The organism is Nocardiopsis kunsanensis DSM 44524 (assembly GCF_000340965.1).
Taxonomy (GTDB): domain Bacteria; phylum Actinomycetota; class Actinomycetes; order Streptosporangiales; family Streptosporangiaceae; genus Nocardiopsis; species Nocardiopsis kunsanensis.
In genome coordinates, this window is the sequence record NZ_ANAY01000012.1 from 21,693 (window position 1) to 37,078 (window position 15,386).

The 15,386-nt window shown below is 70.1% G+C and carries 15 protein-coding genes; 10 read left to right on the forward strand and 5 right to left on the reverse strand.

Annotation, left to right across the window (positions count from 1 at the left end; translation table 11 throughout):
* Positions 1 to 45 precede the first annotated feature (45 nt).
* Entirely contained in the window at positions 46 to 1,233 is a 1,188-nt protein-coding gene (locus tag D456_RS0110135) for an acetyl-CoA C-acetyltransferase (RefSeq protein ID WP_017576065.1), read from the reverse strand.
* Between the two features lie 84 nt (positions 1,234 to 1,317).
* Here D456_RS0110135 and mce point away from each other — a divergent pair, with 84 nt between their 5' ends.
* On the forward strand, positions 1,318 to 1,776 hold the full coding sequence (gene mce, locus D456_RS0110140; protein WP_017576066.1) for a methylmalonyl-CoA epimerase: 459 nt from the start codon (positions 1,318 to 1,320) through the stop codon (positions 1,774 to 1,776).
* Positions 1,777 to 2,193: 417 nt separating this feature from the next.
* A complete protein-coding gene (locus D456_RS0110145) occupies positions 2,194 to 3,516 on the forward strand; it encodes a DivIVA domain-containing protein (protein WP_017576067.1) in 1,323 nt (440 codons plus the stop codon).
* 233 nt (positions 3,517 to 3,749) lie between these two features.
* Here the strand turns inward: D456_RS0110145 and D456_RS0110150 are convergent, their stop codons facing one another.
* The 4 genes from D456_RS0110150 to D456_RS0110165 all read right to left on the reverse strand — a co-directional run bounded on the left by D456_RS0110150 (position 3,750) and on the right by D456_RS0110165 (position 6,696).
* Complete coding sequence (locus D456_RS0110150; protein WP_017576068.1) at positions 3,750 to 4,493, reverse strand: alpha/beta hydrolase; 744 nt, start codon at positions 4,491 to 4,493, stop codon at positions 3,750 to 3,752.
* 32 nt (positions 4,494 to 4,525) lie between these two features.
* Entirely contained in the window at positions 4,526 to 4,846 is a 321-nt protein-coding gene (locus tag D456_RS0110155; RefSeq protein ID WP_193373823.1) for an ATP/GTP-binding protein, read from the reverse strand.
* A gap of 149 nt (positions 4,847 to 4,995) precedes the next feature.
* Positions 4,996 to 6,219 (reverse strand): 3-hydroxyacyl-CoA dehydrogenase, encoded by a 1,224-nt coding sequence (locus D456_RS0110160; RefSeq protein ID WP_026115744.1) that lies wholly within the window; start codon positions 6,217 to 6,219, stop codon positions 4,996 to 4,998.
* A 90-nt stretch (positions 6,220 to 6,309) separates the two neighbouring features.
* The gene (locus D456_RS0110165) at positions 6,310 to 6,696 is read right to left on the reverse strand and encodes an SCO5389 family protein (protein ID WP_017576071.1); all 387 of its coding nucleotides are present in this window, start codon (positions 6,694 to 6,696) and stop codon (positions 6,310 to 6,312) included.
* Between the two features lie 223 nt (positions 6,697 to 6,919).
* Between D456_RS0110165 and nucS the strand changes: the two genes are divergently transcribed.
* The 8 genes from nucS to D456_RS0110205 all read left to right on the forward strand — a co-directional run bounded on the left by nucS (position 6,920) and on the right by D456_RS0110205 (position 14,960).
* Positions 6,920 to 7,597 carry an endonuclease NucS gene (nucS, locus tag D456_RS0110170; RefSeq protein WP_017576072.1) on the forward strand — a complete coding sequence of 226 codons (678 nt, stop codon included), beginning with the start codon at positions 6,920 to 6,922 and terminating at the stop codon, positions 7,595 to 7,597.
* Positions 7,598 to 7,786: 189 nt separating this feature from the next.
* The gene (locus D456_RS0110175; protein WP_017576073.1) at positions 7,787 to 8,659 is read left to right on the forward strand and encodes an ABC transporter ATP-binding protein; all 873 of its coding nucleotides are present in this window, start codon (positions 7,787 to 7,789) and stop codon (positions 8,657 to 8,659) included.
* Entirely contained in the window at positions 8,656 to 9,510 is an 855-nt protein-coding gene (locus D456_RS0110180) for an ABC transporter permease (protein WP_017576074.1), read from the forward strand. Before D456_RS0110175 ends, D456_RS0110180 begins: the two co-directional genes overlap by 4 nt.
* Before the next feature lie 7 nt (positions 9,511 to 9,517).
* Positions 9,518 to 10,756, forward strand: a complete 1,239-nt coding sequence (locus tag D456_RS0110185) for a sensor histidine kinase (RefSeq protein ID WP_017576075.1) — start codon at positions 9,518 to 9,520, stop codon at positions 10,754 to 10,756.
* Complete coding sequence (locus D456_RS0110190) at positions 10,753 to 11,388, forward strand: response regulator transcription factor (RefSeq protein ID WP_017576076.1); 636 nt, start codon at positions 10,753 to 10,755, stop codon at positions 11,386 to 11,388. Before D456_RS0110185 ends, D456_RS0110190 begins: the two co-directional genes overlap by 4 nt.
* A gap of 104 nt (positions 11,389 to 11,492) precedes the next feature.
* Positions 11,493 to 12,149 carry a DUF1707 SHOCT-like domain-containing protein gene (locus tag D456_RS0110195; RefSeq protein WP_017576077.1) on the forward strand — a complete coding sequence of 219 codons (657 nt, stop codon included), beginning with the start codon at positions 11,493 to 11,495 and terminating at the stop codon, positions 12,147 to 12,149.
* Positions 12,150 to 12,400: 251 nt separating this feature from the next.
* Positions 12,401 to 14,029: a M28 family peptidase gene (locus D456_RS0110200; RefSeq protein ID WP_017576078.1), complete on the forward strand. Its 1,629-nt coding sequence runs from the start codon at positions 12,401 to 12,403 to the stop codon at positions 14,027 to 14,029.
* Between the two features lie 334 nt (positions 14,030 to 14,363).
* Positions 14,364 to 14,960, forward strand: coding sequence for a cob(I)yrinic acid a,c-diamide adenosyltransferase (locus D456_RS0110205; RefSeq protein WP_017576079.1), 597 nt, complete (start codon positions 14,364 to 14,366; stop codon positions 14,958 to 14,960).
* Positions 14,961 to 15,386: the final 426 nt, after the last annotated feature.

The window sequence follows — 15,386 nt, forward strand, 5'->3', positions numbered from 1 at the left end:
CCGGGTGGGCAGCGCCCGCGCGGGGAGCTCGGAACGGTCCGGGTCCTACTCGGCCGGGACGGAGAACAGCAGCGCGTCGCCCTGGCCGCCTCCACCGCACAGAGCGGCGGCGCCCGTACCGCCGCCGCGACGGCGCAGTTCGTTGACCAGGTGCAGGGCGAGGCGTGCGCCCGAGGCCCCGATCGGGTGCCCGAGGGCGATGGCGCCGCCGTTGACGTTGACGATCTCGTCGGAGATCCCGAGGTCCTGGGTGGACTGCAGGCCCACCGAGGCGAAGGCCTCGTTGATCTCGACCAGGTCCAGGTCCGCGACGTCCTTGCCCGCCTTGCCCAGGGCGTGCTTGATGGCGTTGGAGGGCTGGGAGTGCAGGGAGTTGTCCGGGCCCGCGACGTTGCCGTGCGCACCGATCTCGGCCAGGACCGGGACACCCAGTTCCTCGGCCCTGGCCCGGCTCATCACGACCACGGCGGCGGCGCCGTCGGAGATCTGGGAGGAGGAACCGGCGGTGATGGTGCCCTCGCGGTCGAACGCGGGGCGCAGCTTGGCCAGGCCCTCCGCGGTGGTGTCGGCGCGCACGCCCTCGTCACGGTCGAGGACGACCGGGTCGCCCTTGCGCTGGGGGATCTCCACGGGAACGATCTCGTCGTCGAAGAGGCCCTTCTCCTGCGCAGCGGCGGCACGCTGGTGGGAGCGGGCAGCGAAGGCGTCCTGCTCGGGGCGGCCGATACCGAGCTTGCCGTTGTGGCGCTCGGTCGAGGCACCCATGGAGCCGCCCTCGAAGGGGTCGGTGAGACCGTCGTGCTCGGTCGCGTCCAGGACCTCGATCGAGCCGTACTTGTAGCCCTTGCGGGACTTGGGCATCACGTGGGGGGCGTTGGTCATCGACTCCATACCGCCCGCGACGACGACGTCGAACTCGCCGGCGCTGATGAGCTGGTCGGCCAGCGCGATCGCGTCCAGGCCCGACAGGCACACCTTGTTGATCGTCACCGACGGAACGTCCATCGGGATGCCCGCCTTCACCGCGGCCTGGCGGGAGGGGATCTGGCCGGCGCCCGCCTGGAGCACCTGTCCCATGACCACGTATCCGGCCTGGTCACCGCTGATACCGGCGCGCTCCAGGGCGGCCTTGATCGCGAAGCCGCCCAGGTCGGCGGCGGAGAACCCGGCGAGGGAGCCGAGGAGTCGGCCGGTGGGGGTCCGGGCCCCACCGACGATGACGGAACCGGGCATGGTTAATGGCCTCCAAGTGATGGGTGTCGCACCTGGTCTGCCACGATACCTACACCCCCTACCGCGACCATCCGGAGGTTCCTCTTGAGCACCACACCCACGCCCGACGTGCCCTTCAGCGGACTGACGCGCCTGGACCACGTCGGTATCGCCTGCCGCGATCTCGACGCTTCCGTCGACCTCTACCGCCGCACCTACGGTTTCGAGGTCGAGCACGAGGAGGTGAACGAGGAGCAGGGCGTGCGGGAGGCCATGCTCCGGGTCAACGGCACCGACGACGGCGGCGCGACTTACCTGCAACTCCTGGAACCGCTCCGGGAGGACTCCCCCGTCGCGAAGTTCCTCGACCGCAACGGCGAGGGGGTGCACCACATCGCCTTCGGGACCGCCGATGTCGCCGGGTCCGCGCAGGAGGTGGGCCGGACCGGGGTCCGGGTGCTGGACTCCGCACCCAGGCGGGGGACGGCTGGGTCCAGCATCGTGTTCCTGCATCCCAAGGACTGCGGGGGCGTGCTCACCGAACTGGTCCAGAGCGGCCACTGAACACCGCGTTCGACACGCACGAATCACGGGGACGTTCCGGACACATCACAAGTTTGCCGCAGAAGGTGTTGCTGACCTCAGACCGCGTCGGAAGTTACCCGAAAGCCGCTTCTCACGGGCTCCCCGCTTGATAAAGTCGCCGAAGGTGTGTTCGGCGGTCGCCGTCGCGATCGGCGCAGCGGGCCGACTGTCCGCCGAGTACACATCAGAAGCTGGATTCGACCACCGGTGTCGGTCCGCGCCCCCGAGGGCCGGGCCGGACAGGTCGAACCGGGTCAGCCGCACCATGTGCGCGGCGCACTCCGTTGGCAGGCCAGGGCCCGGCCCATCCAGTGGGAGAGCAGCCGCAGCCGCCCTCCGAAACCGATCTCCGGCCGTCCACAAGTAGCCGTCTCGCACCCGTTCAGGATCCGCCACATGCCCTCAAACAATATCGACGCCCAGCTCAACAACATTTTCGACGAGGACAACGCCCCGCCCGAGTTCGACGTGGTGTTGCGTGGCTACGAGCGCAACCAGGTGACGGAGTACCTGGAGAGCCTGCGTGCCGAGGTGAAGGAGGCCAACGAGAAGGCCGAGAAGTACAAGGGCGACCTCAACGCCAAGAACCAGCAGCTCGCCGAGCGCGAGCGCCCGTCCTACTCCGGGCTGGGTTCGCGCATCGAAGAGCTCCTGCGCCTGGCCGAGGAGCAGGCCAACGAGCTGGTGCAGAGCGCCCAGATCGATGCCAACGACATCCGCTCCTCCGCCAAGATCGAGGCCGCAGAGATGCGCGCGGCCGCCGAGTCCGAGGCCACCGAGACCCGCGCCGTCGCTCAGCGCGAGTCCGACGACATGCGGCAGGCCGCCGAGTCCGAGGCCGAGGAGATCAGCACCACCGCTCGCCGCGAGGCCGACGAGCTGACCTCCACCACCGAGCGCGAGGTCCAGAAGAAGCGCTCGGCCGTCGACCACGAGATCGCCGAGAAGCGCGCCACCTTCGAGGGTGAGATCGCCAAGCTGCGCACGACCACCGAGCGCGAGTGCGCCCAGGCCCGTGCCGCCGCCAAGCGGGAGCGCGACGAGACGATCCAGGCCGCCAAGAGCCAGGCCGAGGAGCTGCGCAAGAACGCCGAGCGGGCCTTCGCCGAGTCCGAGGCGCGCCGCACCGAGGCCGAGGACCAGTTCGAGCTCCAGCTCACCGACCGCCGTGCCGAGGCCGAGCGCCAGGACGCCGAGCGTCTGGCTGCGGCCCAGGCCGCGACCCAGAAGATGGTCAGCGAGGCCGAGGAGCGGGCCACCAGCGCCGAGCAGCGCGCCACCAAGGCCAGCTCGCAGGCCGAGCAGACCCGCCGCGACGCCGAGAACAACGCCAAGCAGCTCGTCCAGAACGCGAAGAAGAACTCCTCGCAGATCGAGGCGGAGGCCAAGTCCAAGGCCGAGCACATGGTCAGCGACGCCAAGGCCGAGGCCAACCGCATCCACACGGCTGCGAAGAAGGAGGTCGACGAGCTCAACCGCCAGCGCGACAGCATCCAGTCGCACCTGCAGCAGCTGCGCCAGCTGCTGGGTGGCGGCGAGGCCCCCGCCCCGGCTGCCGGATCCGGGACGCCCGCCGTGCAGGCCGCGCCGGAGCAGGCCGCGATCCCCGAGTCCACCCCCGCCCCTGCTCCCGCCCCGGCGGAGGAGCAGCGCCAGCCCGCCGCCTCCGGCAAGGGCAGCGAGCCCGAGGAGGAGGACGAGGACTGGTGGCAGGAGTAAGGTTCCACGTACCGCTCAGCGGTGCTGGAACCCGTTCCTGAACCGGAAGTATTCGTGTGGCGCGGCCCCGGGACACCGTTCCCGGGTCCGCGCCACGCGTCGTTCCGGACACCGGGAGCGGGCGCCACCGGGTGTCCGCACCGAGGGCGCTGCTGCGGGAGCCGGGAGAAACAAAAATGCCCGGCGCGGACCGGAGGACGTCCGGTGCCGTCGCCGGGCAGGGTCTCGGGCCGTCAGCGCAGGGGTTGCACGTCCTTCTCGTAGGGCCCGTCCCACTCCGTCGGCAGCGGATGGGCGTCCGGGTTGGCACGCTTGACGATCTCGTCGAGCACACGGCGCACATAGGGTTCCCCGACCCACAAGTGCTTGGCTCCGTCGACACCGATGATCTCCGCCTGGGTCAGCGGCCGGAAGCGCCGCTCGGCCTCCTCCGGCTGCAGGAAGTCGTCGTGCTCGGGCACGAGCGCGACGACGGGCTTGCCCGAATCCGCCCAGACCGACATGTCGGACTCGTCGGCACGGTGCAACGGCGGCGACAGCAGCACTGCTCCCTCGATCTGCGGGTCGCAGCCCCACTTGAGCGCGAGTTCCGTACCGAAGGACCAGCCCACGAGCCACGGGGCGGGCAGGCCCTCGAACTCGGTGAACTCGATCGCGGCCATCACGTCGTGCTTCTCGGCCTCCCCGTCGCCGAACTCGCCCTGGCTCGTACCGTGGCGCGAGCTGGTCCCCCGGGTGTTGAAACGCAGCACAGCGACATCGGCCAGCGCGGGCAGCCGGAAGGAGGCCTTGCGCAGCACGTGGCTGTCCATCATGCCTTCGGCCGTGGGCAGCGGGTGCAGCGTCACCAGGGTGGCGACCGGTGTCCGCCCGTCCGGCGGGAGCGCGAGCTCACCGATGAGCTCGAGGCCGTCGGCAGTGTGCAAGGTGATCTCGCGGCGTTCCGCGGGCAGCACCGTGGTGGCTCTGATCTCCATGGTTCCTCTGTCGTCGGGACGGCTCGGCGGGCTCAGTACCGGGGCGAACGGCGCGTACGACGGTCCCAGCAGGAGGAGTGCCAGTGGCGGCGGTCGCCTCCGTCGCCGTAAGGGCGCCAGGCCACGACGTGGGCCATGCCCACCGGGATGTTCTGGGCGCACCCGGGACAACGGTAAGACTTGTTGGCCGACGCGCCGGGGATCCGGCGTGTCACCCACTCTCCGTCGGGGCCGTTCTCACGTCGTTGGCCGCCGGTGACACGCAGCATGAGAGCGTCCTCGTCGGGGACGCCGGGTGCGTTCTTCCTGCCCCGGGAGGACTTACGTCGTGGAGAGTTTCGGCGCGGGCTCACCCCTCAAGGGTAGAAGAGGCCGGGCAGTGGCAGCCACCACCCCCGTCCCTGTGCAGAACGGTGGCCGCACACAGCGGTGGCCGGCGTCCCGGGAGCGGGACACCGGCCACTGTTCGCGGTCGGAACGGGTCAGGCGGAGCCGGAGCGGTTCAGCCGTGGCAGGCGCAGCCGCCGCCGTGCCCCTGGCCCTCCCCCTCGGTCTCGGCCTCGGGCAGACGGTCCACCAGCAGCGGCGCGGGCGCCGAGATCGTGGTGAGGCTGTACTCGCTCATCGCCATGAGCGTGGCGACGACGGGGGTGGCGCCCCGGTCGGCCAGCAGTTCCGTGGGGCCCTTGGGGTAGCCACAGCCGAAACGCATCGCGGTGTCGATGTCCTCTGCGGTGGCGTACCCGTCGCCGAGCATACGCATGGCGTCGTCGATCTGCGGGGCCACGAGCATCTCGCCCAGGTCGAGGAGCTCCTCCTCACGGACCATCTGCGCGAAACGGCCGTCGGGCTGCGGCTCGGGGTCCTCGCCCCGGCCGGCGTAGAACCCCTGGCCGGACTTGCGCCCGAAGTGGCCGGCCGCCACCATCCGGCGCAGCAGGGGGGAGGCCACGTAGCGCGGGTCCTTGTACTCGTCCCAGAGCACGTCCATGACGGCCAGGCACACGTCCAGGCCCACCATGTCGGCGAGGGTGAGGGGCCCCATCGGCAGGCCGGCGGCCTTCTGCACGGCGGTGTCGATCTGCTCGCGGGAGGCGACCTTGCGCTCGTACAGCTTGATGGCGTCGTTGATGTAGGGCACCAGGAGCGCGTTGGCGACGAAACCCGCACGGTCGCCGACGGTGATCGGTGTCTTGCCGATGCGCTTGGCGACCTCGGTGACCACGTCGACGGTATCGCCGCTGGTGGAGACCGTCGTGATGACCTCGGCCAGCTTCATGACGGGCGCGGGGTTGAAGAAGTGCAGCCCCACGACCTTGTCCGGACGCCCGGTGAGTGCGGCGATCTCGGTGACCGAGAGCGAGGAGGTGTTGGTCGCCAGGATCGTGCCGGGCGAGCAGATCCGGTCCAGATCACCGAAGACGTCCCGCTTGATCGCGATGCTCTCGGGCACTGCCTCCACGACGAAGTCCGCGTCCGCGAGTTCGTTGCGCGAGGAGGTGAACGTGAGGCGGCCGTCGATCGCCGCACGTTCCTCCTCGTCGATCTTGCCCTTGCTCACGGCCTTCGAGAGGGACTTGTCGAGGTGGCCCTTGCCGCGGTCGAGGGCGGCCTGGTCGATTTCCACACCGACGACGTTGAATCCCGCGCGGGCGAACACCTCGGCGATGCCCGCGCCCATCGTGCCGAGTCCGACGACTCCGACCTTGTCAAATTCCTGCACCATGGGACCAGCCTAGACGGCACCGAGTGCCACCGTGTGCACGGGAGTGCCTGAATCGGCCCGTTTTCCGGAAGATTCTGCCGGCGGCCCGGCTCAGCAGTCCACGAGTTCGGGACTCTGGTTCAGCAACTGGGCGCGCGGGCTCACGAACCGGCCGTGCGCCTCCTCTGCAGCAGGGGTGAACATCGCGAGCCGATGGCAGTTCTGGAAGGCCAGGCGCATACCGAAGTGGCGTTCGACCGCTGCGCGCATGGCGTCGCTGCCGACCAGACGCAGGAGCTGGCCGCGTTCGGCCTCTCCTGGGGGCGGGGTCTCGTTGGTCTCGAAACCGGCCTCGGCCGAGCGCGCCCGCGCGGCCACATCGCTGACCACGTTCCAGGCGTAGGGCAGGGACTCCCGCACACAGGCGATGAAGTCGGCGTCCTCGACGGGTCCCTGCTCTGCCTTCTCCAGGAGCTCCGGTGACACGGTCAGCGACATGGTCTTCCCTTCGTCGTGCCGGTGCGCGGACGTGTGCCGCGCCTTCTCCGGAGACGTTAGGCACTGCGTTGCCGCGCCGTCACGGGTCGTCGGGGACACACCTGCCTTCCCCGGAGGACACATGGAAGTGGTTCCCGTTGTCATTGTCTTCCGGGTGGGGAGGGCTGCCCGAGCCGGGCGAACCGCCCTCGGACACCCCGGGAAGACGGTAACGTTGCGTCCCGTGCGTCTCGTGATCGCGCGGTGCAGTGTCGACTACGTCGGCCGTCTCACCGCACACCTTCCGATGGCTCCCCGGCTGATCCTCGTCAAGGCCGACGGGAGCGTGTCCGTCCATGCCGATGACCGGGCCTTCAAACCCCTGAACTGGATGAACCCGCCGTGCAAGGTCCTCGAGGAGACCGTCGCCGACGGCCCCGACGTCTGGACCGTCACGCACGGCAAGTCGGGTGAGAAGCTCGTGCTCACGATCGAGGAGGTCATGCACGACTCCTCCCACGAGCTGGGCAAGGATCCCGGGCTGCAGAAGGACGGGGTCGAGTCCCACCTCCAGGAGCTGCTCGCCGAGCACATCACCACGCTCGGGGAGGGCTACACCCTCATCCGTCGCGAGTACCCCACCGCGATCGGACCGGTCGACATCCTGTGCCGGGACGGTGACAACGCCACGGTCGCGGTCGAGCTCAAACGCCGCGGCGAGATCGACGGGGTCGAGCAGTTGACCCGGTACCTGGAGCTGCTCAACCGCGATTCCACCCTCGCCCCGGTCACCGGTGTCTTCGCCGCCCAGGAGATCAAGCCGCAGGCCCGTGTACTCGCCGAGGACCGCGGTATCCGCTGCGTCGTGCTCGACTACGAGGAGCTGCGCGGCATCGAACCCGACGTCCTTCGCCTGTTCTAGGACGTTCAGGGCCCGTCCGGCGTCCGTTCGAACCCGTGGAGGCGGGTCTGTGCCCGAGGGCCTGTGTCCGAGGTGGGTGGTCTTCCCCGCCACGTCGGGCACGGCCCGTCCGGTGTCCCCCGATCGGAGGACCCGCCGCGTCCGCACGGCCGATACCCCTCCCGCCACCTGCGCGGGAGGGTCGAAGGCATGGACGACACTGCGATCGAGGTCGCCGACCTCCGTAAGAGTTACGGCGAGACACACGCCGTCGCCGGCATCGACCTGAGCATCTCCCGCGGCGAGATCTTCTCCTTCCTCGGACCCAACGGCGCGGGCAAGTCCACGACCGTGGAGATCCTCGAGGGGTTCCGTCACCGCGACAGCGGCACCGCCCGGGTGCTGGGACAGGACCCCGGCACGGCCGGCCGCGACTGGCGGGCCCGCATCGGTGTGGTCTGGCAGAAGGAGACCATGGCCCCCAAGATCCCCGTCCGCGCTCTGGTGCGGCACTTCGCGAGCTACTACCCCTCCCCCGCCGACCCCGACGAGGTCGTCGACCGGGTCGGCCTCTCCGAGAAGGCCGGCGCCCTGCCCGAGGTGCTCTCCGGCGGGCAGCGGCGGCGCCTGGACGTGGCCCTGGGCATCGTCGGCCGCCCCGAGCTGCTCTTCCTCGACGAGCCCACCACCGGTTTCGACCCCGGGGCCCGGCGCGACTTCTGGGGGCTCGTCCGCAATCTGGCCGACGGCGGAACGACGATCGTGCTCACCACGCACTACCTGGAGGAGGCCGAAGCCCTGGCCGACCGGGTGTGTGTGGTCGCACGAGGCCGGGTCCGGGCCCTGGACACCCCTGCCGACCTGGGCGGGCGCTCGGCAGCGCGCGCCGTGGTGAGTTGGCGGGAGGACGGCCGCCGCCACGAGGTGGCCACGGAAGAACCCGCCCGGGTGGTCTGCGAGGCGGCTGCCCGCTTCGACGGGGAGGTCCCGGAACTGACCGTGCACCGCCCCACCCTCGAGGAGATCTACCTCGGTCTGATCGCGGACGGTGCCGAGCACGACCGGACGGAGGTCCCTGCATGAGCGCGCCCACGAAGAACCCCGAGTCCGCCGCCACCGCCCCGCCACAGCCCCCGCCTCTGCCGGGCACGCTCCGCCTGGGGTTGAGCCGGGGCTGGGTGGAGATCCGCTCCTTCACCCGCGAGTGGGAGAGCATGGTCTTCACCTTCTCCATGCCCACGCTCGTCCTGGTCTTCTTCTCCGTCATCTTCGACGACATGTTCGACACAGGGGTGAGCGCGGTGGACTACTACCTGCCGGGGCTCATCGCGATGGGGCTCATGTCGGTGAGCTTCCAGAACCTGGGCACCGGGATCGCCACCGAACGCGAGTACGGAGGGTTGCGCCGGCTCCGGGGCACACCTCTGGCGCCGGCGTCCTACTTCATCGGCAAGACGGTGATGGTGCTGTTCCTGGCCCTGGGCCAGCTGGCGCTCCTGCTCGGGGTGGCCGTCCTCGTCTTCGGTGCGAACCTGCCCACCGACGCGGCCTCCTGGAGCACCGTGGGGTGGGTCTTCGTCCTGGGCACGATCGGTTGTGCGCTACTGGGCACCGCCGTGAGCTCACTGGCACGCACCGCCCAGGCGGCGTCGGCGGTGATCATCGTTCCGTTCCTGCTCCTGCAGTTCACCTCCGGCATCTTCGTGCCCGTGTACCTGCTGCCCGAGTGGGTCTTCAACGGCGCCGCCCTGTTCCCCCTGCTGTGGATGGCCCAGGGCCTGCGCGCCGGGTTCTTCCCCGACGGGATGGCCGCGCTCGAAGCCTCGGGCTCCTGGGACCTGCACCTGGTCGCCCTGGCTCTGGGGGCATGGTGTGTGGTGGGCTTGGTGCTCACACTGGCCACGTTCCGGTGGAAGACGCGGAAGGACGGCTGAGGCGGCGATGCACGAGAGCGGGGAGCGCCACGCCTGGGAACTGAGCCGGGGATGGGACATCTATTTCACCTCGGTGGTGCTGATCCTCCTGGCCCTGAGCCTGCTGACCTCCGAGCCCGGACCGCGGTCCTGGTGGACCGCCCTCCTCGTGGCCTCGCTCCTGCCCCTGTACTGGCTGGTGGGTCGCCGGATCATCCTGGAGGACCGCTACGCCTCGGGAGAGTCCCTGGTGTTCGGGCTCGTGGTCGCCACGGTCTGCTCGACGGCCGTCTTCCTCGACAGCGGCTTGGGTCTTCTCCTGCTGGCCCTGGCGCCCCTGTGTTTCATGACCGGGGGCGCGACCTACGGTGCCCTCTCGGTGGGGATCATCCTCGTCGTTCCCTGGCTCCTGCGCGGGATCGTGGACGGCGATCCCGCGCTCTCCCTCCTGACCGGCCTCCTCTCCAACGCGATCGTGCTCGCCTTCGCCTACTGGTTCGGGCACTGGTTCGAGAAGGTCGTGCAGCAGAGCTGGGAACGGGCCGAGCTCATCGAGCAGCTCCGGGAGAGCCGTGCGGAGGCGACCCGTCTCTCCGAGCAGGCCGGGGCGATGGCCGAACGCGAGCACTTGGCGCGGGAGATGCACGACACCCTCGCCCAGGGGTTCACCAGCATCATCACCCTCACCCAGGCGGTGGAGTCGGAGTTGGGGACCGACCCGGCCGCCGCACGCCGGCACCTGGAGCTCACCCGCCGGACCGCCATGGACAACCTCGCCGAGACCCGGGCCATGGTGGCCGCACGCGGGCCGGTGCTCCTGGAGGACGACGACCTGGAGGAGGCTCTGCAACGCCTGGCCGACCGGTTCGGCGCCGAACTCGGAATCACCGCGGAGGCGGAGGTGACCGGCCCGGCCCGTCCCCTGCCCGGCGACGTCCAGGTGTGTCTGCTGCGTACCGCCCAGGAGGCGCTGGCCAACGTCCGCAAACACGCCGGAGCGGAGAACGTACGGGTCCGGCTGGCCTACACGGACGTGGGGGTGTCCTTGGGCGTGCACGACGACGGGCGCGGGTTCGGCGCCGACCGGGCCGTCCAGGGCAACGGGCTGGCGAACATGCACCGGCGCGCCCACGACCTCGGCGGGGTGCTCGACGTGGAGAGCACGCCCGGGGGCGGCACGACCGTGCGCCTGTCCCTGGCCACCGACGAGGCCGAGGAGGAGGCCCGGGACCCCGGAACGGCCGCGCGGAGGACGGAGACACCATGATCAGGATCCTGCTGGTGGACGATCATCCCGTGGTCCGCGAGGGCCTCCGGGGGATGTTGGCGGCCGAGACCGGCCTCACCATCGTCGGCGAGGCCTCTTCCGGCCCCGAGTCGGTGGCCCGGGTGGCCGAGCTGAGCCCGGACGTGGTCCTGATGGACCTGCGTATGCCCGGAGGGGACGGTGTCGAGGCCACCGCACGCATCCGGGCCGAGTTCCCCGAGGTGCACGTCCTGGTACTGACCACCTACGACATCGACCGGGACATCCTGCGTGCGGTCGAGGCCGGGGCGACCGGATATCTGCTCAAGGACACCCCGCGCGCGGAGCTCGCCGAATCGGTGCGCAGCGCCGCCCGGGGCGAGACTGTGCTCAGCGGGCGCCTGGCCGGCAAGGTGCTCACCAGGATGCGGCGGCAGGAGGAGCCCGAGCGCCCTGCGCTGTCGCCACGCGAGGCGGAAGTGCTGCGCCTGGCCGCCGAGGGGCGTACCAACGCGGCTATCGGCAGCGCTCTGCACATCAGCGCCACGACGGTCAAGACACACCTGATGAGGGCCTACGAGAAACTCGGTGTCAGTGACCGGACGGCGGCGGTGTCCCGAGCGATCCGGCGCGGGTTGCTCCCGGAGGGCTGAGCCCCGAGGACACACACGTTCCCGGGCCCGAGGGCCGAGGCCTCAGGGTGGGTTCAGGGCTCGCCCCCGATGCGGGGACTGCCCCCGAACGGAAGAATCAACATATGGTGGAAGACGTGAGCCAGTACGAACCCCCCGGACCCGAACGGATACGCGCCTCGGACGCCGACCGCGACGCCGTGGCCCATCGCCTGCGCGACGCCCTCGCCGAGGGCCGCTTGGACCTGGACGAACACAACGAGCGTCTGGACGCGACCTACCGGTCCAAGACGGTGGGAGAGCTGGTCCCGCTCACCGAGGACCTGCCTGAGGCCCCTTCCGACACCGCGCTGACCACGCCCGCGTCCGGGTCGCTGCGTCCCTCGCGCGGGTCCGAGCGCGTCGTGGCGGCCTCCCCCACGAGTTCCTCGGCGATCGCGATCATGGGAGGCGCGGACCGCTCCGGTGACTGGGTCCTGCCCGGGAACTTCATGGCCACGGCGATCATGGGCGGGATCGAACTGGATCTGCGCAGCGCCAAGTTCACCCAGCACGAGACGACCATCTGGTGCTACCCGGTGATGGGCGGGATCGGCATCACCGTGCCCTACGACGTGCAGGTGCGGGTGCACGGCCTCCCGATCATGGGCGGGTTCGGGCTGGAGAGCGAGGCTCCCGGCAGCAACGACCCGAACGCGCCGATCGTGCACATCCGCGGAATGGCGATCATGGGCGGGGTCGGGGTGGAGTACCGTTCCTGGAAGGACGACGGGGACGAGTAGTACCCGGCGGCCCGGACCGTGCCGGCGCCCCGTGCCTTCCCGCCGGTTCCCGCTCGGGTGAACGGTCCATCGAACCACAGGGCTCACCGGAAGGTAAGAGCCATGGCTGGTTGTGGCAATGCGGGCTTTCCCCCCTTGCCGGACACCTGTGCGTGGTGACAGGCTGCCTCGACCGAACCTCGCCATCGGTGTCCGTCCCCCAACACCTTCACATCCCTGCGGGGCGGGCGCCCCATCCCAGGAGGATGAGAGTGCAAGAACCCGCACCAGAGTTCGCGACCACGACCGGGTCCCGGTCCTTGTCCCGGAGCGCCACCGCTGCGGCGGGTGCGCTGGTCCTGACCGCGAGCACCCTGGCCCTGGGCTCACCCGCCCACGCGGCGAACGAACTGGAACCGACCGCCCCCGGGTCGGTCGCCCAGGCCCCTGCGGAGGTCTTCTCCGAACAGAACATGACCCAGCACCCGGGCACCCCGGCCGAAGCGCCGGAACAGGCTCCGCTCTCGGACCTGGTCACCGCCGAAGCGATCAAGTGGCACATGGAGAACCTGGCCACGATCGCCGAGTACAACGGCGGCAACCGGGCCACGGGCACCGCCGGTTACGACGTGGCCGCCCAGTACGTGGAGGACCAGCTCGAGCGTGCCGGCTACGAGACCTGGCGCCACGAGTACGACTACGAGTTGTGGCGCGAGCAGTCCGGCCCCGTCCTGAACCAGACCGCTCCGGAGGAGTTGGAGCTGGTCGAGGACGAGGACTTCAACACGATGTCGTACTCGGGGCCGGGCGAGGTCTCCGCCCCGGGTGTGGCCGTGGCGCCCGAGAGCTCCTCCAGCGGCTGCTCGGCCGAGGACTTCGCCGACTTCCCCGAGGGCGCCGTGGCGATCACCGTGCGCGGGGAGTGCGAGTTCGGGCAGAAGGTCGCCAATGCCGCCGACGCGGGCGCATCTGCCGCGCTGGTGGTCAACACCGAGGACGAGTCCTTCCTCGGCACCTTGGGCGAGATGTCGGAGATCCCGGCGCTCGGTGTCTCCGGCCTGGCCGGGGAGCAGCTCCTGGCCGCCGGTGACGGGCTCGAGCTCGACCTCTCTGTCGATGCCGAGGTCACGGAGGAGAGCTCCTACAGCGTGCTCGCCGAGACCGAGGGCGGCGCCGACGACAACGTGGTGACGGTCGGCGGGCACCTGGACAGCGTCGAGGACGGCCCGGGCATCAACGACAACGGGAGCGGGAGCAGCTTCGTGCTGGAGACCGCGATCCAGATGGCCCAGCAGGAGACGCCGAACAACAAGGTGCGTTTCGCCTTCTGGGGCACCGAGGAGGAAGGCCTGACGGGCTCGACCGAGTACGTGGGCGACCTGACGGAGGAGGAGCTCGACGAGATCGCGCTCTACCTCAACTTCGACATGATCGGCTCGCACAACTACGGCCGGTTCGTGCTCGACGGGCGTATGGACCTGCCCGGATCGGGTGGCGCCCCGTCGGGTTCGGGCGCGATCGCCCAGATCCTGGAGGAGTACTTCGATGAGCAGGGCCAGGTCCACGAGCCCGGTGTCCTGAGCGGGCGCAGCGACTACGGGCCGTTCATGGAGGCCGGGGTCGCCGCCGGCGGGCTGTTCAGCGGCGGCGACGGCGTCAAGTCCGAGGAGCAGGCCGAGTGGTACGGCGGGACCGCCGGAGAGCCGTTCGACCCCTATTACCACACGCCTGACGACACGATGGAGAACATCGACTGGAACTCGGTGGCAGAGCTGTCCGCAGCCGGCGCGCACGGTGTGGAGACACTCGCCGAGAGCACCCTTCCGGTCAACGGGGTGACCCCGCTCGCCGAGCAGGGCCCGGTGGAACTGCCGCGCAAGGGCGATGCCTGGCTGCGGTGACCTGGTGATCCGGTCGGCCCGCGCCCCGGGGTGAGGGCCGGCCGATGCCCCCGGGGTACAGAAGAGCGGGCGGCGTGGACCCCCCGGTCCCACGCCGCCCGCCGAGACGGTGTCTCCCCCTTCGCATCGCACGGTCCGGGTGGTCCCCCTCTGCTTCAACCACACGAACCGGCGCGAACACCGCCGAGGGCTACTCTGTGTATCCCTCTTGTTTCTCAATGTATCAGTGATGTGCATCACCTTCACTCTCCGATATCGAACAGTTATCCTCCGTCCCCGCGGTTGCGCCAGGGGAGGAATCCGGCCCATTGCGCATCAGCTCTAGGGTTGGGGCATGACCAAGAAAGACACGGACCAGCCGGTCGTACTGTCGAAGATCTACACCCGGACAGGCGACGACGGCAGCACCGCCCTCGGTGACATGAGCCGGACCGACAAGAACGACTCCCGTCTCGTGGGCTACGCCGACACCGAGGAGGCCAACGCCGCCATCGGACTGGCCCTGGCCCTGGGTGAGATCCCCGACGACGTGCGTACGCTCCTCACACGCGTGCAGAACGAGCTGTTCGACCTGGGTGCGGACCTGTCCACCCCCGTGGTCGAGAACCCCGAGTTCCCCCCGCTGCGCGTCCTTCCCGAGTACGTCACCGGGCTGGAGGAGGCCTGCGACGTCTACAACGCCGACCTCCCCAAGCTCCGCAGCTTCATCCTGCCCGGAGGAACCCCCACGGTCGCGCTCATCCACTCGGCCCGCACCATCGTGCGCCGCGCCGAACGGTCGGTGTGGGCAGCGCTCGCCGAACACGGCGACAGCGTGAACCCCACGACGGCGACCTACCTCAACCGGCTCTCCGACCTGCTGTTCATCCTCGGCCGCTACGTGGCGGGGGACGGGGACGAGGTCCTGTGGAAGCCGGGCGGTGAACGCTGAGGCCCGGCGTACCGCTCGTCCACGGAGCCACTCGGTGAAGGGGACCCGGCACACCCGACCCGCCCGGTCCCCTTGGACCGCCCATCCGTTCTCAAGGTTTCTCGTGGTGCCGGGGCTGGTGATTCGTCGGGGTCGGGGATTTTGGCCCGGCCGGGCTACGCTCGACGCTCCGACGAACACCACCCACCTACCATCCCTCCACCGGCCGGTCCTCAGCCCACGGCATGGTCCAGGCCGGGTTCGACGCTCCAGCGCAAGGTGCGGAGACCGATCCCCGGTGCACCATGGCGGTCGGGAAGGCCTGCCACCCGACCTCTCCGCTCCGGTGGGCGAGGTTGCGGACCTCGACCTCACTCACCCGGTCCCCGAACCCGGTGAGCAGGCGCGTACGCCCCGGAACCAGGGGTAGGAGCGGAGGTCCCCGGG